The 19,405-nt window shown below is 58.7% G+C and carries 16 protein-coding genes and 1 tRNA gene; 4 read left to right on the top strand and 13 right to left on the bottom strand.

The genetic code is table 11. From position 1 onward, the window contains the following. The first annotated feature begins 188 nt into the window (after positions 1 to 188). Both cra and ACVVH8_RS04200 read left to right on the top strand, forming a co-directional pair. Positions 189 to 1,184 carry a catabolite repressor/activator gene (cra, locus tag ACVVH8_RS04205; protein WP_103303171.1) on the top strand — a complete coding sequence of 332 codons (996 nt, stop codon included), beginning with the start codon at positions 189 to 191 and terminating at the stop codon, positions 1,182 to 1,184. 3 nt (positions 1,185 to 1,187) lie between these two features. Next, positions 1,188 to 1,964 (top strand): TatD family hydrolase, encoded by a 777-nt coding sequence (locus tag ACVVH8_RS04200; RefSeq protein ID WP_475228689.1) that lies wholly within the window; start codon positions 1,188 to 1,190, stop codon positions 1,962 to 1,964. Here the strand turns inward: ACVVH8_RS04200 and ACVVH8_RS04195 are convergent, their stop codons facing one another. From ACVVH8_RS04195 to ACVVH8_RS04175, 5 genes are all read right to left on the bottom strand, one after another. After that, complete coding sequence (locus tag ACVVH8_RS04195) at positions 1,965 to 2,354, bottom strand: hypothetical protein (protein ID WP_475228687.1); 390 nt, start codon at positions 2,352 to 2,354, stop codon at positions 1,965 to 1,967. A gap of 317 nt (positions 2,355 to 2,671) precedes the next feature. Then, positions 2,672 to 4,702, bottom strand: coding sequence for a methyl-accepting chemotaxis protein (locus ACVVH8_RS04190; protein WP_103303174.1), 2,031 nt, complete (start codon positions 4,700 to 4,702; stop codon positions 2,672 to 2,674). A 299-nt stretch (positions 4,703 to 5,001) separates the two neighbouring features. Continuing rightward, positions 5,002 to 5,841 carry a regulatory signaling modulator protein AmpE gene (ampE, locus tag ACVVH8_RS04185; protein WP_103303175.1) on the bottom strand — a complete coding sequence of 280 codons (840 nt, stop codon included), beginning with the start codon at positions 5,839 to 5,841 and terminating at the stop codon, positions 5,002 to 5,004. Continuing rightward, entirely contained in the window at positions 5,838 to 6,398 is a 561-nt protein-coding gene (gene ampD / locus ACVVH8_RS04180) for a 1,6-anhydro-N-acetylmuramyl-L-alanine amidase AmpD (protein ID WP_103303176.1), read from the bottom strand. The genes ampE and ampD overlap by 4 nt, the downstream gene beginning before the upstream one ends. 64 nt (positions 6,399 to 6,462) lie before the next feature. Further along, positions 6,463 to 8,649, bottom strand: a complete 2,187-nt coding sequence (locus tag ACVVH8_RS04175) for a DUF1631 domain-containing protein (protein ID WP_475228685.1) — start codon at positions 8,647 to 8,649, stop codon at positions 6,463 to 6,465. Between the two features lie 317 nt (positions 8,650 to 8,966). Between ACVVH8_RS04175 and nadC the strand changes: the two genes are divergently transcribed. Further along, positions 8,967 to 9,815: a carboxylating nicotinate-nucleotide diphosphorylase gene (nadC, locus tag ACVVH8_RS04170; RefSeq protein WP_213027524.1), complete on the top strand. Its 849-nt coding sequence runs from the start codon at positions 8,967 to 8,969 to the stop codon at positions 9,813 to 9,815. Between the two features lie 51 nt (positions 9,816 to 9,866). Here nadC and ACVVH8_RS04165 read toward each other — a convergent pair whose 3' ends face one another. Further along, positions 9,867 to 10,166: a DUF6388 family protein gene (locus tag ACVVH8_RS04165; protein WP_475228682.1), complete on the bottom strand. Its 300-nt coding sequence runs from the start codon at positions 10,164 to 10,166 to the stop codon at positions 9,867 to 9,869. Positions 10,167 to 10,442: 276 nt separating this feature from the next. On the opposite strand from ACVVH8_RS04165, the gene ACVVH8_RS04160 reads away from it, so the two are divergent. Continuing rightward, positions 10,443 to 10,946, top strand: coding sequence for a hypothetical protein (locus tag ACVVH8_RS04160; RefSeq protein WP_475228680.1), 504 nt, complete (start codon positions 10,443 to 10,445; stop codon positions 10,944 to 10,946). A 6-nt stretch (positions 10,947 to 10,952) separates the two neighbouring features. Here the strand turns inward: ACVVH8_RS04160 and ACVVH8_RS04155 are convergent. From ACVVH8_RS04155 to nusA, 7 genes are all read right to left on the bottom strand, one after another. After that, a tRNA-Thr gene (locus ACVVH8_RS04155) sits at positions 10,953 to 11,028 on the bottom strand. Positions 11,029 to 11,157: 129 nt separating this feature from the next. After that, a complete protein-coding gene (pnp, locus tag ACVVH8_RS04150) occupies positions 11,158 to 13,263 on the bottom strand; it encodes a polyribonucleotide nucleotidyltransferase (protein WP_475228678.1) in 2,106 nt (701 codons plus the stop codon). 194 nt (positions 13,264 to 13,457) lie between these two features. After that, positions 13,458 to 13,727, bottom strand: a complete 270-nt coding sequence (gene rpsO / locus ACVVH8_RS04145; protein ID WP_003177875.1) for a 30S ribosomal protein S15 — start codon at positions 13,725 to 13,727, stop codon at positions 13,458 to 13,460. Positions 13,728 to 13,869: 142 nt separating this feature from the next. Further along, positions 13,870 to 14,787: a tRNA pseudouridine(55) synthase TruB gene (gene truB, locus ACVVH8_RS04140; protein ID WP_103303199.1), complete on the bottom strand. Its 918-nt coding sequence runs from the start codon at positions 14,785 to 14,787 to the stop codon at positions 13,870 to 13,872. A 4-nt stretch (positions 14,788 to 14,791) separates the two neighbouring features. Beyond that, positions 14,792 to 15,193 (bottom strand): 30S ribosome-binding factor RbfA, encoded by a 402-nt coding sequence (gene rbfA / locus ACVVH8_RS04135; RefSeq protein ID WP_007915259.1) that lies wholly within the window; start codon positions 15,191 to 15,193, stop codon positions 14,792 to 14,794. A gap of 159 nt (positions 15,194 to 15,352) precedes the next feature. Continuing rightward, positions 15,353 to 17,881 carry a translation initiation factor IF-2 gene (gene infB, locus ACVVH8_RS04130; RefSeq protein WP_475228675.1) on the bottom strand — a complete coding sequence of 843 codons (2,529 nt, stop codon included), beginning with the start codon at positions 17,879 to 17,881 and terminating at the stop codon, positions 15,353 to 15,355. A 27-nt stretch (positions 17,882 to 17,908) separates the two neighbouring features. After that, entirely contained in the window at positions 17,909 to 19,390 is a 1,482-nt protein-coding gene (gene nusA, locus ACVVH8_RS04125) for a transcription termination factor NusA (RefSeq protein WP_007915252.1), read from the bottom strand. Positions 19,391 to 19,405 lie beyond the last annotated feature (15 nt).

The raw sequence follows: 19,405 nt of genomic DNA, 5'->3' as shown, positions 1-19,405 counted from the left end.
AGGCGTCTAAAACGTAGAAAATACGCTTGCTGAAACGTTTAATCTAGATTGATCGGCACGTTACTCGATAATGTCCCATCCTTGAAGTCCAACTTGTCGGATGCGCGTAGGCAATAAGTCGTCTGCCCTAATCGGGTAGGATTGGCGAAAATCTCGCGGCATGCTCGAAACAACAAGGAAATCCCGGGTTGAAACTCAGTGATATCGCGCGGTTGGCCGGAGTGTCCGTGACCACCGCCAGCTACGTCATCAACGGCAAGGCCGAACAGCAACGCATCAGTAACGCGACCGTCGAGCGCGTGCGCGCGGTGGTTGATCTGCATGGCTTTACGCCCAATCCACAAGCGGCCGGGCTGCGCAGTCGGCACACGCGCACACTGGGCTTCATTTTGCCGGACCTGGAAAACCCCAGTTACGCGCGGATCGCCAAACTGCTCGAACAAGGCGCCCGGGCACGCGGCTATCAGTTGCTGATCGCCAGCTCCGACGATGCGCCGGACAGCGAGCGCCAATTGCTGCAATTGTTCAAGGCGCGCCGCTGCGATGCGCTGATCGTTGCCAGTTGCCTGCCGGCCGGGGATGACAGCTACCGCCAGTTGCAGGCCAAAGGCCTGCCGATCATCGCCATCGACCGGGTCATGGAACCCGAGCATTTTTGCTCGGTGATCAGCGACGACCGCGAGGCCAGCCTGCACCTGACCCAGAGCCTGCTCGATCCGCAGCTCAAGCAGATCGTCCTGCTTGGCGCCCGCCCGGAATTGAGCATCAGCCAGGAACGTGCGGCCGGCTTCAAAGAAGCGCTGGGCGATTTCAAAGGCGAAGTGCTGGTCGAGCACGCCGAATCGTTCAGTCGCGAGTGCGGCAAGCAATTGATGGAAGAACTCCTGCAACGTCTGGGGCATTTACCGGATGCGCTGGTGACCACCTCCTACGTGCTGCTGCAGGGCGTGTTCGACGCATTGCATGACTTCCCGCTGAAATCCCGTCCGCTGCGCCTTGGCACCTTCGGTGACACGCAGTTGCTGGATTTCCTGCCGCTACCGGTCAACGCCATGGCCCAGCAGCACCAGTTGATCGCCGACAAGGCGCTGGAACTGGCGCTGGCCGCCGTCGAGCAATCGGATTACCAGCCTGGCGTGCAAGCCATTGCCCGTACCTTCAAACAGCGTATTCACCGGGACTGAAGCGTGGAGCTGATCGACAGCCACACTCACCTGGACTTCCCCGACTTCGACGCCGACCGCTCGGCGTTGCTCGGCGAAAGCCGCGCCCTCGGGGTGCGGCGGATGGTGGTGTTGGGTGTGCATGAGGGTAACTGGCAGCGGGTATGGGATCTGGTGCAGAGCGACGCTGACTTGTACGCAGCGTTCGGTTTGCATCCGGTCTATCTCGACCAGCATCGACCTGAAGACTTGCAGGCCCTCGGCGACTGGCTGACGCGATTGCGCGGTCATCGACAGTTGTGTGCGGTGGGCGAAATCGGTCTGGACTACTTCATCGAAACCCTCGACCGCGAGCGGCAACAGGCGCTGTTCGAAGCGCAGTTGCAACTGGCGGCGGATTTCAATTTGCCGGCGCTGATCCATGTACGGCGCAGTCACGCGGCGGTGATTGCCACGCTCAAGCGCTTCAAGCTCAAACGCGCCGGGATCATCCATGCGTTTGCCGGCAGCCGTGAAGAGGCGCGCGAGTACATCAAACTCGGTTTCAAACTTGGCCTGGGTGGTGCGCCGACCTGGCCGCAGGCGTTGCGCATGCATCGGGTCCTGGCGGATTTGCCGCTGGATTCGATTGTGCTGGAAACCGACTCACCAGACATGGCGCCCGCCATGTTCCCCGGCCAGCGCAACAGCCCCGCGCACCTGCCGGCGATCTGCGCGGCGCTGGCGCAAATCCTGAACGTAAGCCCCGAACAACTGGCCGTCACCAGCACCGCCAACAGCTGCGCGGTGTTTGGCTGGTAGTCAATCGGCGTGAGCCTTGGCAGCCTCGAGAATCAGCGTTATGTGTTGACGTTGGCGCGCATAACGAACGACCACGAAGTACACGAAAATCGTGATCAGCGAGGCGTTCAACTGTTCGGTGACGCTCAGCAGCCCCAGCCATTCCATCACCAGCGCCACCAGCAACGCGGTGCACACCGTCATCGAAGCGCTGAAGCGCAACAACGCCAGTGAATCGAGCGACTTGAAACGTTTGATCTGCTTGGGACAACGCAGCTCCAGGGTTTGCTGACAGTGCTCACAGGTGAACGATTCATTGATCGCGATAGCGTTGAGTTGCCAGGGTTTGAGCACCAGCGTCTGCTCGCAATGGGCACAGCGGCCCTGGATTCCCAAGGTTGCAACGGACATGAGTGGCCTCCTCTACGATCAGATGAACCGGAATACTGGCTCATTGATGACGGAACGCCAGCGCTGGGAGAAAAACAGGATTCGGCCTACGACTCAAAGTGGAAAAGTATTACAAGAGTTTCTGATAACGCCCTGCCGCTTGAGGAGGGTATCTTTGTGGCGAGGGGATTTATCCCCGATGGGCTGCGCAGCGGCCCCAAAAAATCGACGACATGTTAGATAAATCTCTAACTCAGGCATTGGGGGCGCTTCGCGCCCCATCGGGGATAAATCCCCTCACCACAAAGGCTCATTCCTACAAGGAATTTGTGTAAAGCCTAGACCCGGAACGCGCTGATCAGCTGTTTCAGCTCCACCACCTGCGCCGACAACGCCCGACTGGCGTCTTCGGTCTGGTGTGCGCCTTGCGCCGTGCGTTCACCGGCGCGGTTGATCTCGACGATGTTCTGGTCGATGTCATGGGCCACCGCCGTTTGCTGCTCGACGGCGGCGGCAATCTGCTGGTTCTGGTCGACGATCATGCCTACGGCACCGAGGATGTTTTCCAGTGCCTGCTGGACCTTTTCCGATTGCCCGACCGTGCCGCTGGCCATCTGATGGCTGACGCCCATGGCTTTCACCGCCGCGCCGACGCCGCCATGAAGCTTGGCGATCATCTGTTCGATCTCTTCGGTCGATTGCTGCGTGCGCTTGGCCAGGGTGCGCACTTCATCCGCCACCACCGCAAAACCGCGCCCCTGCTCACCCGCCCGGGCCGCCTCGATCGCGGCGTTGAGCGCCAGCAGATTGGTCTGTTCGGCGATGCTCTTGATCACTTCCAGTACGCGGCTGATCGACTGGCTGTCGCTGGCGAGCTGGTTGATCACCAACACCGACTGATCGATTTCGCTGGCCAGCGCAGCGATGCTGCCCTGCTGCGACTCCACCAGGCCCCGCCCGCTGATGGTCTCGTCATTCACACTGTGGGCACTGCTCACCGCCGCAGCAGCACTGCGCGCCACTTCCAGTGAGGTCGCCGACATCTGGTTCATCGCGGTGGCCACTTGCTCGATTTGCGTACGCTGGCCGGCCACCGCCTGATTGCTTTGCGCCGAGACATTTTCAACTTGCCCGGCCTGACGCTCGACTTCGCTGACGGTATGGCCGACCCGTTCGATCAAATCGTGAATCTTCCTCACCGTGCCGTTGAACACCTCGCCCAACTCACCCAATTCATCGCGGCTGTTGGCTTTGAAATTGACCGTCATGTCGCCTGCCGCAACTTTGTCCATCATCGCGCCGAGGCGTTTGAGCGTGGTGCGGGTCGAGGCGTAGAAACCGCCGTAGAGATAGAAAATCAGCACGAACACCACCGACAGCGCCGCAGCCTGCAAGACCATGTGCGTGCGGTTCTGCGCCAGTCGTTGCTGCAGTTGAGTGTCGAGGAACTTCAGGGTGGCTTCATTGAGCTGGTAGGTCTTGTCCATCAGCCCGGTGACCTGATCATAAAACGCCTGCCACGGTGCATCGAGCGTGTCGGCCATCACCACTTGTTCTTCGAACAATTCGCTGGCCTGTTTCAGTGAGGCCTTGCTGGTGTCGGCCGCAGCGCTGAGGGATTCGCGCGCGGCTTTGCTGGAGCCGAGGGCGTCCTGCAATTTCAGACCGTATTCGGCCTGCAGTTTTTCGATCTGCACCAGCAGCTCATCAAAACGTGTGCTCGACGAACTGTTGAGAAAGCCCTGCCCCAACGAATACGAGCCCATGGCCCGGCCTTCGCCGAGGGTTTGCGTCACCGTCGGCGTAATCAGGGTCACCAGTTCGCTGAGCTGACGAATGTCGCCTTGATTGTCGCGGCTCAGACCGGCCTGACTGGTGATGATCTGACTGAAAATCTGCGCACTGGCGAGCAGCTTGCCGATCAGCGCGCTTTTGCTTTGCAGGGAGTTTTCCGCTTGCTGGGCTTTGAACGCGGCAATCATTTCATCGCGTTTGCCGTCGAACACCTTGATCTGTTCCGGATCGTCGGTCATTGCCACTAACCCTTGCAGACGTGTGAGCACGGCTTGTTCAAGGCTGCTGATCTGCGCTTCGACATTGCCGGCCTTGCCGGACTGGCCGAGGGTGACGTTGATCTGCACCAGATTGTTCAGCGTCTCCAGATCCCGGCGCAGGGTCAGGCTGCTCCCGAGCAGGTCGAGGCTTTGCAGCTCGACGCGGGTGCCCTGGAATTCGCGATAGGAATCGCGCACCAGGTAGAAATTGGTCACCAGCATCGGCACCAGGAACAGCACGCTGATCAGGCTGAACTTCATGCCGAAGCTCAGACGGTTCATCAGCGAGACGGCGGGATAGAGCAAGCTCTTCACTGGAAGTCTCCCTTGGTTTTTCTTGTTTTTATTGGCAGGCGCGCAGAGACAGCAGATAGCCACTATCGGGCGCCATCTCTGTATAGCTCAAATCGGAGGGAGGTTTTGTAACTTAAGGTTAACGACGCAAGGACAACACAAAACCATTGTGGCGAGGGGATTTATCCCCGATGGGGCGCGAAGCGGCCCCAATAACGGAATAGGCGTTGTATCTGATAAATCGTGGAGGATGGTTTTTGGGGCTGCTGCGCAGCCCATAGGGGATAAATCCCCTCACCACAATGAGTTTCAATGAAAGATCAGTGAATCAGAACAGTCCACAAGGCAAACCCGGCATACCACAGCACCGCCGCGCGCAGCAGCAGTTCCCACAGGCAATCCAGAGTGTTGATGCCTTCCGGGCCGACGACCGGCGGCGGGATTTCCCCTGCGACCAATCCGACCTTGTTGATCAGCTGTGCGGCGCTGATGTTCCAGTTCAGCAGCTCATGGAGCATCACGCGACTGACCGCAACGAAGTTGCCGACCAATGCAAAACTCGCCGCCAGCAGGCGCACCGGCAACCAGTCGAACGCATGGCGCAACTGCGCGGCACGTTCGACCAGCGCCGGGTTTTGACCGTGCTCTTCAGCCAGCGCCAGCAAGCGATAGGCCAGCGCCGCCACCGGTCCGAGCACGAAATACCAGAAAATCACCGCAAAGAAACTCTGATAGGCCTGCCACAACAGATGCCCCTGCACCCGATCGAGCAATTGCTCACCGCTGTCGGCGCAGATATTCAGATCACGTTTGGCGACATGCGCCGCTGCTTGCAGATCCTCACGGCGCCAGGCATCGCGAAACGGCCCGAGACCGCCCAGCAAATCGCCACGCCCGAGGCTGTAAATCACCACCAGCAAATGCACTGGCAAGGCCAGCAAGCCATAAGCCACCGGCTCCAGCACCACCAGCAACAATCCCAGCAAGGCTACCGGTAGCAGCACCAGAATCGTCAGCACCAGCCATGGCTGTGTCGCCAGTCGCTCGCTGCTTTCGAGTTTGTGCAGTTCGCGGATCCATCCGCCATCGCGTTGAACCCGATGGCGCAGGGCCGAGAACTTCTCGATCCAGACCGCCAGCAGTAACACCAGAAAACTCATTGTCCTTCCTCTTGTGCCAGGGCTGCGCGGTAACGCGCCCAGTCGAATGCCGGGCCAGGATCGGTCTTGCGCCCGGGTGCAATGTCGCTGTGCCCGCAAATGCGCGCGCCGGTGATAGCCGGAAATGCTTTTTGCAACTGGCGTGTCAGCGCCGTCAACGCCTGATACTGCGCGTCGGTGAACGGCAGATCATCGGTGCCTTCGAGCTCGATGCCCACGGAAAAATCGTTACAGGTTTCGCGCCCCTCGAAGACCGACACGCCGGCATGCCACGCCCGTTCAAGACAGGAGACAAACTGGGTGACGCTGCCGTCACGTTCGATCAGAAAATGCGCCGAGACCCGTAGGTCGGCAATCCCTGCAAAGTAGGGATGTTCGGTGACATCCAGACGATTCTGGAAAAATTCCTGCACCTTGCCCGTTGCGAACTGCGCAGGCGGCAGGCTGATGTTGTGGATCACCAACAGGGAAACTTCGCCCGCAGGGCGTTCATTGAAGTTGGGCGATGGGCACACCTGCACCCCGTGACACCACCCGCTAGCGGGATCCAACTGCATACCGATTCCTTCAACGCCGACTGTGTTGGCGCCCAGTATGCCGTGATCGCCCCCTGCCGCGCGATCACTTGGCGCGATTGAGTCGTCGCAGATTGCCCAGCACCGACTCCAGCGCACGGTCGAACAGCAAGGTGTCATCCAGCGCACGCACCGCACCACGCTGGAACTCAAGGGCCAGACCGATACGGCTGCGCTCCCGCACTTTCATCCCGGTGCGGTCGACAAACACGTATTTGCCGGTGGCCTCGATGATCGCCGCCAATTTGCAGCGCAGGGTGTTTTCATCGTCTTCCTGAAACGCAACCCAACTGCCCACACGCAATTGATCGACCTGTTGCAGGCCCGCACCGTCATGCGCCAGACGCGCCGCCCCCGGCGCCATCGCGCCCTCTTCGGCTGCCTGCAATACGATCTGCTGCGACACCTCGATCATTGGCGTCGACGTAGACGCGTCGGCCTGGGTGGACGGCTCCAGCACGCGCACATGCAGCGCTTCCAGTTCACTGAAGAATTCACTGGTCGCAAATGGATCGAATGCCGAACTGCTCAAGCCATCACGCAGCGACTTGAGCAAACCCGGCACCAGCGCCAGCAAACGCATACCGGCGTCCGGGTCGGCATGACGCTGCACACTCCAGACCAATTGTTCCATGGTCTGCACATCGGCCTGCCACTCGGCGGACTGGTCGCCATGCTTGAGGCAGGTCAGCAGCAACACCTTGCTCCAGGCGTCCTGTACAAATGTCACGACTGACGGTGGCAGGACTTTGCCCAACAGCGCCTGATTCAACGCCAGCTCGACCCGCCGCCGCGCCAGCTCGGTTTTCGCCCGCCCCTCTTCGGCATCACGCAGCCGCTGTTCGAGCAATTCGCTGCGGCGACGCTCATCGCTAGTGAAGGCGAGAAAGTCGGCGAGCAGCTCGGAAAAAATCGCCGGGTCATCGACAAAATCGGTGAGCAGGCGCTGCACCACTTGCTCGATGCGCAGATACAGGCTGTCACGCGTCTCGCCGTCGCAGTCGCCCCAGCCCATGGCCGCGTCGGCGATTTCATTGAGCAGGCGCCGCGCCGGGTGACTGCTGCGACTGAAGAAACTTTTATCGAGCACCGCGACCTTGAGCATCGGGATCTGCAAGCGGGCGATCAGTGCCTTGAGCGAGTCCGGCACATTGTGATCTTCGAGGATGCAGTCGAAGACCATGGCGATCAGGTTGATCACGTCTTCGTCTGTACCACCGACGATTCGTGACTTGCCACTTTTGACGCTGACCCGCGTCAGCAATTGTTCGAGCTGATTGCGCAGATCAAAGTCGTCCTGCGCCGCCAGCGCCGGCACATATTGCTGCAAGTGCGAAAGCAGGCGCAGCAGGTCGCGGGTGGTGATCGGCTGGGCGGCGGCGCTCGTTTCGAGGGTTGGCGCGACACTGCCGCGCACGTGCAACAACAACTCCTGCAACGCGGCGAAGACTTCCTGCACACCTTCGTCGGCTGGCGCCGGGTCATCGCTTTCTTCGCGATTGATGGCGGCGGCCGCGCGATCAATCGCGCGCCGTGCCGGAGCCGGTTTCAGCTCGGGCAGCACACCGGTGGCGCTGAGCAGTTGATTGGCTTCGGCATACAGTTGCTCAGTGTCGGCCAGCACATAGCGCTCGAACAGTTTGAGCAGGATCAACTTGACCTTGATCTCGGCGCCCAGGTTGCGCCCGGCCTGGAGGAAATACTCACAGAGCAGCGCCGGGCCGAGCGGGTTGTGCTGATCATCAAGCGTACTGCCGAGCAAGGCGCCAAGTCGTGCGGTCAATTGATCGAGGGCGAAGCCATCACGCTTGAGCACGCGGCCGACCATGGTCTCCACCGCCACGTTGCGCTCCATGTCATCGGTGCGTGGAGCCGATTCTTCATACATCAACGGACGCGGCAGCGTGTTGTGAACGGGATCGTATTGTGTGAGGCCGACAAAGGCCTCGAAGAATTGTTCGAGAAAACCGCGCTCGATGTTTTTGCGCTTGAGGCGCAGGTCGCGCATGGCTTCGAAAAAGATGTTCTGCTCGACGTCGTTGCGCGCCCGGTCAGCCATTTCAAACAAAGTGTCGTCGGCGTTATCAAACAGCTCCTGCAAGCCGTGCCGTAACTGTTGAGCGGCCTTGTCGCGAACCTGAAGCAGAATCACAGGCAGGCGGGCGAGCGGCGAGTGATTCGCCTGATCCGTAGCGGCCTTGTGCAAAGGCACTACTTTCCCGTCGTTGTGCATCCAAGCCTCCTGGAACGGTGATTCTTCTGATCGACACAAATCCCTGTGAAAGCGGGCTTGCACAGATATCAATGATTCTGGCCATCACAGACGTCAAACCTATGACGTCAAATGCGCGGCGAATTATCTTGTAAAAGTTATCCCATACGCCAGAGGCGTCAGGGTTTCCCCTATGCCCGGCCCCCCTCCAATGACCGCGCCTGAAGCACGTTTACTCAAAGAAAATCGACCAGATGCAGTCAAGCACGCGAGTTCTCACCTTGGGTTGGCTCGTGCCATGCCCCTATAATCGAATCACTTTGTTTGTGGAGCCCGTTATGCCGAATCTACGTCTCGCCGATTTGACCGCCGAAATCGAAGCCAACGTGCGCCGTGCGTTGCTCGAAGACATCGGCAGCGGCGACATCACCGCACAATTGATTCCTGCCGAACGTCTGGCCAAAGCCACCATCATCACTCGCGATGCAGCCGTCATCTGCGGCACGGCGTGGGTCGATGCCGTGTTTCGTCAGCTGGATCCGCGGGTCGCGGTGCATTGGCAAGTGGTCGATGGCGAACGGGTCAAACCGAATCAGCCGCTGTTTCATCTGGAAGGGCCGGCCCGCTCACTGCTGACCGGTGAACGCAGCGCGCTGAATTTCCTGCAACTGCTGTCTGGCGTGGCCACGCGCGCGCAGTACCTGGCTGACTTCGTCGGGACGACTCAGGTCAAGCTGCTCGATACCCGTAAAACCCTGCCGGGCCTTCGTCTGGCGCAGAAATACGCGGTGACCTGCGGCGGTTGCCACAACCACCGCATCGGCCTCTACGATGCGTTCCTGATCAAGGAAAACCACATCGCCGCCAGCGGAGGCATCGCCCAGGCCATCGCTGCCGCGCACAAGATCGCGCCGGGTAAACCGGTGGAGGTCGAAGTGGAGAGCCTGGAGGAGCTGAAGGAAGCGTTGGCTGCCGGTGCCGATATCATCATGCTCGACGAGCTGAGCCTGGACGACATGCGCGAAGCCGTTCGCCTCAACGGCGGCAAAGCCAAACTGGAAGCCAGCGGCGGCATCAACGAAAGCACTCTGCTGCCAATCGCCGAGACCGGGGTGGATTACATCTCGATCGGTGCGATGACCAAGGATGTGAAGGCGGTGGATCTGTCGATGCGTTTGAGCCTCTGAGGCCCTCACGCAATAAAAAACGCCAGCCCGGTTGAGGCTGGCGTTTTTGTTTCAGACCACCAGATTGTTCATCTCGCAGTACTCTTGCCACTCGACGCCCAACACTTCGGCCGCCTCCTTGTGCAGTACAAGACGCTGAGCCTCGAACTCCTCAGGAGTGCTGGTGTACTTGAGCGTCAGTTCCCACGGCTGCAAGCCCTGGGCTTCGGCTTCGTCCTCGAATGCCCACTGGATCTGGTCTTTCTGATCATCAGAACTCAGGTCCTTGATCTCTTCTTTCAGCTCCGGTACGTCCAGAATGTACTTTTCCAGCGCTAGTTCGTGACGTTGCTCTTGAGTTAATTCGGTCATGGCGTTCTCGCTGATCATAGGAATGGAGGATGGATCTGGATCATCAAGGATCTCTCTGACGCGGATTGACCGGCCTTCGGAACCATTCGGGATCATCTGAAAACTGCTGGGCGATGCTCATGCAGGCACCGAATATAGGACGTTTGCATGACGAATTACACGGCTCTTTACATCTCTCTCACAAAAAGCTGACCTGCGGAACATAAATCCGGATTTTGAGTCATAGCGATGTGCCATGTCGGCACTTACTCTTGCTGTTCACAAGGAAAACCAGTGATGCGCAGCTTTTCGAAGATTTCTTCTGTTGTCTCCGCCACCGCTCTGACCGCCCTGCTGGGCACCCTGGCCCTGCCAGCAACTGCAATGGCAATTGAACTGAGTAACAGCAGCCCTTCCTACGGCGACCAGATTACCGCCATACACAACGACTACGGCAAAGAGGTGGTGATCAGGAGCGGAATCGGTGTCGATGAACTGAAAAAGATGCGCGACACCGTTAATGAGCAGTCGCGTCAGATTGAAGAGTTCAAGCGCAGCAGCGGTTCCAGCTCAAGCTCCAGTGGCAGAGAAGTCGAAGATCTGAAGAACAAGGTCAAGGAACAGGACCGCCAGCTCGATACGCTCAGCCGCCAGGTCGAAGACCTCAAGCGCAACAGTGGTTCCAGTTCCAACTCGAACAGCAGCGAGATTTCGAATCTGAAGCAGAAAATAAACGATCAGGATCGGGCGATGGATCAGCTCAAACGCACCGTCGAGGATCTGAGCCGTAAAGTGAAATAAGGGGAGTGGTGCCCGAGACAGGAATCGAACCTGCGACCTTCGCGTTACGAGTGCGCTGCTCTACCGGCTGAGCTACACGGGCGGTGGGCTAAACCTAGCACCGGTATTGAAGTCCGGCAACTTCGCAGAATGTCTCGATATTTCGCAGGCAAAAAAATGCCCCGCCGTTTTCACGGCGGGGCATTTTTATTGCGCTAACGCTTTGGGGTGATTAAACGCCCGAAGCCTTGGCCGCTGCCACGTCTTTGATGGACAGCTTGATACGGCCGCGGTTGTCCACGTCCAGTACCAGCACTTCCACTTCCTGGCCTTCTTTCAGGATGTCGGTCACTTTCTCTACGCGAGCGTCGCTCAGCATCGAGATGTGCACCAGACCGTCCTTGCCCGGCAGGATGTTGACGAATGCGCCGAAGTCGACGATGCGCTCAACCTTGCCGACGTAGATCTTGCCGATCTCGGCTTCAGCGGTGATACCCAGAACGCGCTGACGAGCAGCTTCTGCAGCTTCCTTGGTTTCGCCGAAGATCTTGATCGAACCGTCGTCTTCGATGTCGATCGAAGCCTTGGTTTCTTCGCAGATCGCACGGATGGTCGCGCCACCTTTACCGATAACGTCACGGATTTTGTCGGTGTCGATCTTCATCGCGATCATGGTCGGAGCGTTGGCCGACAGTTCGGTACGCGACTGGCCGATGATCTGGTTCATCTGACCGAGGATGTTCAGGCGCGCTTCCAGGGCTTGGCCCAGAGCGATTTCCATGATTTCTTCGGTGATGCCCTTGATCTTGATGTCCATCTGCAGCGCAGTAACGCCTTTGGCGGTACCGGCTACTTTGAAGTCCATGTCGCCCAAGTGGTCTTCGTCACCGAGGATGTCGGTCAGGACGGCGAACTTCTCGCCTTCCTTAACCAGACCCATGGCGATACCGGCAACTGGCGCCTTCATCGGCACACCAGCGTCCATCAGGGCCAGGGAAGCGCCGCAAACGGAAGCCATCGAGCTCGAACCGTTGGATTCGGTAATTTCCGAAACCACGCGGATGGTGTACGGGAACACGTCAGCGGCAGGCAGCATGGCCGAAACCGAACGACGGGCCAGACGGCCGTGACCGATTTCGCGACGACCAGCACCACCCATGCGACCACATTCACCTACCGAGAACGGAGGGAAGTTGTAGTGCAGCATGAATGGGTCTTTTTTCTCGCCTTCCAGGGTGTCCAGCAGTTGTGCGTCACGGGCGGTGCCCAGAGTTGCAACGACCAGAGCCTGGGTTTCACCACGGGTGAACAGCGCCGAACCGTGAGTCTTCGGCAGAACGCCGACTTCGATGTTCAGCGGACGTACGGTTTTGGTGTCGCGACCGTCGATACGTGGCTTGCCGTTAACGATGTTTTCGCGAACGGTGCGGTATTCGATTTCGCCGAAAGCAGCTTTGACTTCGCTGGACGAAGGCTGGCCTTCTTCACCGGACAGCTTGGCAACAACCTGATCCTTCAGCTCGCCCAGGCGCGCGTAACGGTCGGCCTTGACGGTGATGGTGTAAGCCTGGGAGATCGCGTCGCCGAACTCGGCACGGATAGCGCCCAGCAGTTCGGTGGCTTCAGGCGCAGGAGCCCAGTTCCAGGTTGGCTTGGCGGCTTCGGCAGCCAGTTCTTTAACGGCGTTGATCACCACCTGGAATTCGTCGTGAGCAAACAGTACCGCGCCCAGCATCTGGTCTTCGGTCAGCTCTTTGGCTTCCGATTCAACCATCAGCACAGCGTCCGAAGTACCGGCAACGACCATGTCCAGGCTCGAAGCAGCTTGCTGCTCGTAAGTCGGGTTCAGCAGGTAGCCAGTGCTTTCGTGGAAAGCAACACGAGCGGCGCCGATCGGGCCGTCGAACGGAATGCCCGAGATGGCCAGGGCAGCCGAGGTACCGATCATCGCAGCGATGTCCGGATCGGTTTTCTTGCTGGTGGAAACGACGGTGCAGACAACCTGCACTTCGTTCATGAAACCTTCTGGGAACAGCGGACGGATCGGACGGTCGATCAGTCGGGAAGTCAGGGTTTCTTTCTCGGAAGGACGGCCTTCACGCTTGAAGAAACCGCCAGGGATCTTACCGGCAGCGTAAGTCTTTTCCTGGTAGTGAACGGACAGAGGGAAGAAGCCCTTGCCTGGATCGGCTTGCTTGGCACCAACGACGGTCACCAATACGCTGACGTCGTCGTCAACGGTGACCAATACTGCGCCGGAGGCCTGACGGGCGATACGGCCAGTCTCGAGGGTAACGGTCGACTGACCGAACTGGAATTTTTTGATTACCGGGTTCACGGTGTCCTACCTTCTTTGTGGCTCTTGGGGGAACTGGTTTCTTGCGAAATTCTTGGGCAATGTCGGGAATCGGCCCAACGCCTGTCCAGGGTAAAACGTGTATCCAGATAAAACTTGAGGCTGGGAGCCTGCAAGGCGCCGGCGGAAAACCGCTGACGTCTGACAGACAACCAACCTCATAGCGCAATCGCTGATTAGCGACGCAGACCCAGGCGACCGATCAGAGTCTGATAACGACCCAGATCCTTGCCTTTCAGGTAGTCCAGCAGCTTACGGCGCTGGTTTACCATGCGGATCAGACCACGACGGGAGTGGTGATCTTTACCGTTGGCCTTGAAGTGACCTTGCAGTTTGTTGATGTTGTGGGTCAGCAGTGCAACTTGCACTTCTGGCGAACCAGTGTCACCAACAGCTTGCTGGTAGTCAGCAACGATTTGAGCTTTTTCTTGAACGTCGAGAGCCATGAGGCAATCCTTTTATCAGGAAACTGTTTCAGGGAAACAGCTTCAACAGGCCAGGGACAAATCCCTGTATCTATAAATGAGTCGTGACCGTGCCTGTTAACAGCCACACTCGCCAGCCTGCTTTTACACAGGCTGGTTTCGGTCATTCCGACCGAATCAAACGACGTGGCGCAATGCGCCCGTCTTCGCTCACTTCACCGATACCGATGAAGCGACCATTGTGATCCTGTACCCGTACCATGCCGAACTTCGGAGCATCCGGGGCACGCACTGGCTGGCCGTTGAGCCAGTAGAACGCGCTCGCTTCCGAGAAGTGCAGCAGCGGCCAATCCTGCAGGCCGCTGTCCGATGGCATCAGGAAGCGGTCGACCGCTTCGTTGCCGCCTTCGGCATGTACCGCTTCCAGCTCTTCGAGGGTTACGGTCTGCGCTAGGGTGAAAGGCCCGGCCTGGGTACGGCGCAATTCTGCGACGTACGCACCACAACCGAGTTGTTCACCGATATCCTCCACCAGGGTGCGGATATAGGTGCCTTTGCTGCAATCCACCGCAAGTCGCGCAGTATCGCCTTCGAAGGCCAGTAATTCCAAGCGCGCAATAGTAACAGAACGCGGTTCACGCTCCACTACTTCACCTGCACGGGCCAGCTTGTACAGCGGCTGGCCATCACGCTTGAGCGCCGAGTACATCGGCGGTATCTGACTGATTTGGCCACGAAATTTCGGCAGGACTGCCTCGACATCGGAGCGACCAACGGTCACCGGGCGTTCCTGCAAAACCTCACCTTCGGCATCGGCCGTGGTAGTGGTCTTGCCCAGTTGCGCCAGGGTTTCATAAGCCTTGTCGGAATCGAGCAGATATTGCGAGAACTTGGTTGCCTCACCGAAGCACAGCGGCAGAACGCCGCTGGCCAGCGGATCGAGACTGCCGGTGTGACCGGCCTTCTCGGCGTTGAGCAGCCAGCGAACCTTCTGCAACGCGGCGTTGGAGGTGAACCCCAGCGGCTTGTCGAGCAGGATGATGCCACTGACGTTACGACGGATACGTTTGACCTGAGCCACCGAATTACTCCTTGGTGTCTTCAGGTTCAGCGGCCACCGGATGCTGATTGTCTTCAGCCACGGCGCGCTCGATCAGGGCCGACAGATGCGCACCACGCACGACGGATTCGTCGTAATGGAAGTGCAATTGCGGCACGCTGCGCAGCTTCATTTCGCGGGCCAGTTGCATACGCAGGAAACCTGCGGCGGCATTCAGTACCTTGATGCTTTGCGCGATGTCTTCGGCGTTGTCCTGCCCCATCACGGTGATGAAAATCTTCGCGTGACCGACGTCACGGCTGACTTCCACAGCGGTAATGGTGACCAGACCGACGCGTGGATCTTTGACTTCACGACGGATCAGTTGGGCCAGCTCGCGCTGCATCTGATCGCCGATACGTTGGGTACGGCTGTATTCTTTTGCCATGATTTGTTACCTGTTACTGCCCCACGGCGAAACCCGCAAGGTCTGAAAGCGGCAAACGCCCGGCCTGACAAAAGCCAGACCGGGCGTTGCGTTTAGAGTCCGGGTGAGGCGCCACACATTGCAGTGCGGCCGACCATCACGGCTCCTGAAGTGCGCGAGTTAGAGGCTGCGAGCAACCTGAACCTTCTCGAAGACTTCGATCTTGTCACCGACTTTGACGTCGTTGTAGCTCTTCACGCCGATACCGCATTCCATGCCGGCACGTACTTCGGAAGCGTCATCCTTGAAGCGGCGCAGGGATTCCAGCTCGCCTTCGAAGATAACGATGTCTTCACGCAATACACGGATCGGACGGTTACGGTGCACAACACCTTCGATCACCATGCAGCCTGCGATCGCGCCAAACTTCGGCGAACGGAACACGTCACGCACTTCGGCGATACCCAGGATGTTCTCGCGAACATCGCTGCCGAGCATACCGGTCAGGGCTTTCTTGACGTCTTCGATGATGTCGTAGATCACGTTGTAGTAACGCATATCCAGACCTTCCTGCTCGACGATCTTCCGTGCGCCAGCATCGGCACGCACGTTGAAGCCGAACAGTACAGCGTTGGAAGCCAGTGCCAGGTTGGCGTCGGACTCGGTGATACCACCGACACCGCCGCCGACTACGCGCACTTGCACTTCGTCGTTGCCCAGGCCATTCAGAGCGCCCTGCAGAGCTTCCAGCGAACCACGGACGTCGGATTTGAGGACGATGTTGAGCGTCTTCTTCTCTGCCTGACCCATGTTTTCGAAGATGTTTTCCAGCTTGCCGGCGTGAGCGCGAGCCAGTTTGACTTCGCGGAACTTGCCTTGACGGAACAGAGCCACTTCACGGGCTTTCTTCTCGTCGGCAACCACACTCATCTCGTCGCCAGCGTCCGGGGTACCGTCCAGGCCGAGGATCTCGACAGGGATGGAAGGACCGGCTTCCTTGATCGGCTTGCCGTTCTCGTCGAGCATGGCGCGAACACGGCCATAGTTCGAACCGACCAGGACCATGTCGCCTTGGCGCAGGGTACCGTCTTGAACCAGAACGGTTGCAACCGGGCCACGACCTTTGTCGAGACGCGATTCCACCACAACACCACGGCCAGGAGCCGACGGGGTTGCTTTCAGTTCGAGAACTTCAGCTTGCAGCAGAACAGCTTCGAGCAGCTCGTCCACGCCAGTACCGACTTTCGCCGAAACCGGTACGAACGGCGTATCACCGCCCCACTCTTCCGAAGTCACGCCGTGAACCGACAATTCGCTACGGATGCGATCGAGATCAGCGCCCGGCTTGTCGATCTTGTTCACTGCAACAACCAGTGGAACGCCAGCCGCAACAGCGTGCTGAACAGCTTCAATGGTCTGCGGCATAACGCCGTCGTCCGCTGCAACTACCAGGATCACGATGTCGGTCGCCTTGGCACCACGAGCACGCATTGCGGTAAACGCGGCGTGACCCGGGGTGTCGAGGAAGGTGACCATGCCGCGTTCGGTTTCAACGTGGTACGCACCGATGTGCTGGGTAATACCACCGGCTTCGCCAGCAGCTACCTTGGCGCGACGGATGTAGTCGAGCAGCGAGGTCTTACCGTGGTCAACGTGGCCCATTACGGTCACGACTGGAGCACGGGAGAACGACTCACCTTCAAACTTCAGGGACTCGGCCAGGGAATCTTCCAGAGCGGTGTCGCTGACCAGGGTCACTTTGTGGCCCAGTTCTTCGGCTACCAGCTGAGCAGTTTCCTGATCCAGCACCTGGTTGATGGTCGCTGGAGTACCCAGTTTGAACATGAACTTGATGATTTCAGCAGCCTTGACCGACATCTGATTGGCGAGATCGCCAACAGTGATGGTCTCGCCGATCTGCACATCACGCACGACAGGGCCGGTTGGGCTCTGGAAACCGTGGGCGTTACGCTTCTTCAGCTTGGCCTTGCCGCGACCACCACGACGGAAGCCATCGCTTTCTTCGTCGGTAGTACGTGGCGCGACACGTGGAGCTGGCGCTTTCTCTTTGACCGATGCGCGATGCGGAGCGTTTTTGCGCTCGCCATCACCACCGCCACTGCGACGATTGTTGTCGTCGGCACGTGGTTTGTCCGGACGGCGCTGTTCGTTCTGCTTGTTACGAACGTCAGCAGACGGTGCTGGAGCAGCGGTGACCGGTGCGCTTTCGCGTACTGGTTCGGCAGCTGCAGCCGGCGCCGCAACGGCGTCGCTGGAAGCGGTTTGCGCAGCAGCAGGCTGGCGGCGCGCTTCTTCTTCGGCGCGCTGCTTGGCTTCTTCTTCAGCCTTCTGACGGGCAGCATTTTCTACTGCGCGACGCTCATCCAGTTCACGCTTGCGTTCGGCTTCGATTTCTTCCGGGCTACGCTGTACGAAAACTTTCTTTTTGCGAACTTCTACGCTGATGCTTTTGCTACCAGCCACACGCAGGGTGCTGGTGGTTTTACGCTGCAGCGTGATCTTGCGTGGTTCTTCCACTTTCGCCTTGTGGCTGCTCTTCAAGTGAGTCAGCAGGGATTGCTTCTCACTGTCAGTCACATTTTCTTCGGCGGCGGTGTGCGGCAGACCTGCCTCACGCATCTGCTGCAACAGGCGCTCTACCGGTGTTTTGACCTCATCGGCCAGTTGTTTCACCGTGACTTGCGTCATGCACTTCTCTCCTCAGGCCGCGCCTAATTACTCGAACCAGTGGGCTCGGGCGGCCATGATCAACTTGCCGGCACGATCATCGTCAATGCCGTCGATGTCGAGCAGATCGTCAATAGACTGCTCGGCCAGGTCTTCGCGGGTAATTACGCCGCGCACCGCCAGTTCCATCGCCAAATCCTTGTCCATACCCTCAAGCGAGAGCAGGTCTTCGGCCGGATGGGCGTCTGCCAGCTTTTCCTCAGTAGCGATGGCTTTGGTCAACAAACGATCCTTGGCACGAGCACGAAGCTCGTTGACGGTATCTTCGTCAAAGCCGTCGATGTTGAGCATTTCTTCCAACGGTACGTAGGCAATCTCTTCCAGGCTGGTGAAGCCTTCATCTACCAGCACCTGTGCCAGATCTTCGTCGACTTCCAGCTCGTCGATGAAGTTGCGCAGGATGTCGCCGGTTTCTGCTTGCTGCTTAGCCTGGATGTCCGATTCGGTCATCACGTTCAGGGTCCAGCCAGTCAACTGGCTCGCCAGACGCACGTTCTGACCACCACGACCGATGGCCTGAGCCAGATTGTCTGCGCCAACGGCGATGTCCATTGCATGGGCATCTTCGTCAACGATAATTGCCGCAACCTCTGCCGGGGACATGGCGTTGATCACGAACTGAGCCGGGTTGTCATCCCAAAGGACGATATCCACACGCTCACCACCCAACTCACCCGACACTGCCTGGACGCGCGAACCGCGCATACCGATGCAAGCGCCCTGCGGGTCGATGCGTTTGTCCTTGGAGCGGACGGCGATCTTGGCGCGCGAACCCGGATCACGGGACGCAGCCATTACTTCGATCAGGCCTTCGGCAATTTCCGGCACTTCGATGCGGAACAGCTCGATCAGCATTTCCGGCGCGGTACGCGACAGGATCAACTGCGGGCCGCGGTTCTCGGTGCGGATTTCCTTGAGCAGCGCACGCAGACGCACGCCGACACGGAAGGTTTCGCGAGAGATGATGTCTTCACGGGCCAGCAACGCTTCAGCGTTATTACCCAGATCGACGATCACGTTGTCGCGGGTGACTTTTTTCACGGTGCCGGAGATGATTTCCCCCAGGCGCTCGCGATAAGCGTCGACCACTTGAGCGCGCTCGGCTTCACGCACTTTCTGCACGATGACTTGCTTGGCAGTCTGTGCAGCAATGCGGCCGAACTCGATGGATTCGATTTTTTCTTCAACGACGTCGCCAACCTTGGCACCAGGATGCGTTTCGGCAACTTTGGTAGGCCAGGTTTCGATAGCCGGATCGTCGAGATCGTTCTCTTCGACGACCGTCCAGCGACGGAAGGTTTCGTAAGAACCGGTGTGGCGGTTAATTTCCACACGCAGGTCAACTTCGTCTTCAAAACGCTTTTTGGTAGCAGTGGCCAGAGCCAGCTCCAGCGCTTCAAAAATTACGCTTGCCGGTACGCCCTTTTCATTGGATACCGACTCAACAACCAGCAGTACTTCTTTGCTCATCGTACGCCTCGCCTT

Source organism: Pseudomonas trutticola BRTCR10, assembly GCF_056155105.1.
The sequence above is the reverse complement of the archived record's forward strand: the minus strand, read 5'-3'. Positions and strand labels throughout refer to the sequence as shown.

Bases quoted from the DNA above. Each gene is read 5' to 3' on its own strand.
- ampD (WP_103303176.1), bottom strand. From the start codon at position 6,398: ATGCAGTTGGATCCCGCTAGCGGGTGGTGTCACGGGGTGCAGGTGTGC.
- nusA (WP_007915252.1), bottom strand. From the start codon at position 19,390: ATGAGCAAAGAAGTACTGCTGGTTGTTGAGTCGGTATCCAATGAAAAG.
- ACVVH8_RS04160 (WP_475228680.1), top strand. From the start codon at position 10,443: ATGCGCAGCTTTTCGAAGATTTCTTCTGTTGTCTCCGCCACCGCTCTG.
- rpsO (WP_003177875.1), bottom strand. From the start codon at position 13,727: ATGGCTCTCGACGTTCAAGAAAAAGCTCAAATCGTTGCTGACTACCAG.
- ACVVH8_RS04175 (WP_475228685.1), bottom strand. From the start codon at position 8,649: ATGCACAACGACGGGAAAGTAGTGCCTTTGCACAAGGCCGCTACGGAT.
- rbfA (WP_007915259.1), bottom strand. From the start codon at position 15,193: ATGGCAAAAGAATACAGCCGTACCCAACGTATCGGCGATCAGATGCAG.
- ACVVH8_RS04195 (WP_475228687.1), bottom strand. From the start codon at position 2,354: ATGTCCGTTGCAACCTTGGGAATCCAGGGCCGCTGTGCCCATTGCGAG.
- nadC (WP_213027524.1), top strand. From the start codon at position 8,967: ATGCCGAATCTACGTCTCGCCGATTTGACCGCCGAAATCGAAGCCAAC.
- ampE (WP_103303175.1), bottom strand. From the start codon at position 5,841: ATGAGTTTTCTGGTGTTACTGCTGGCGGTCTGGATCGAGAAGTTCTCG.
- infB (WP_475228675.1), bottom strand. From the start codon at position 17,881: ATGACGCAAGTCACGGTGAAACAACTGGCCGATGAGGTCAAAACACCG.
- ACVVH8_RS04165 (WP_475228682.1), bottom strand. From the start codon at position 10,166: ATGACCGAATTAACTCAAGAGCAACGTCACGAACTAGCGCTGGAAAAG.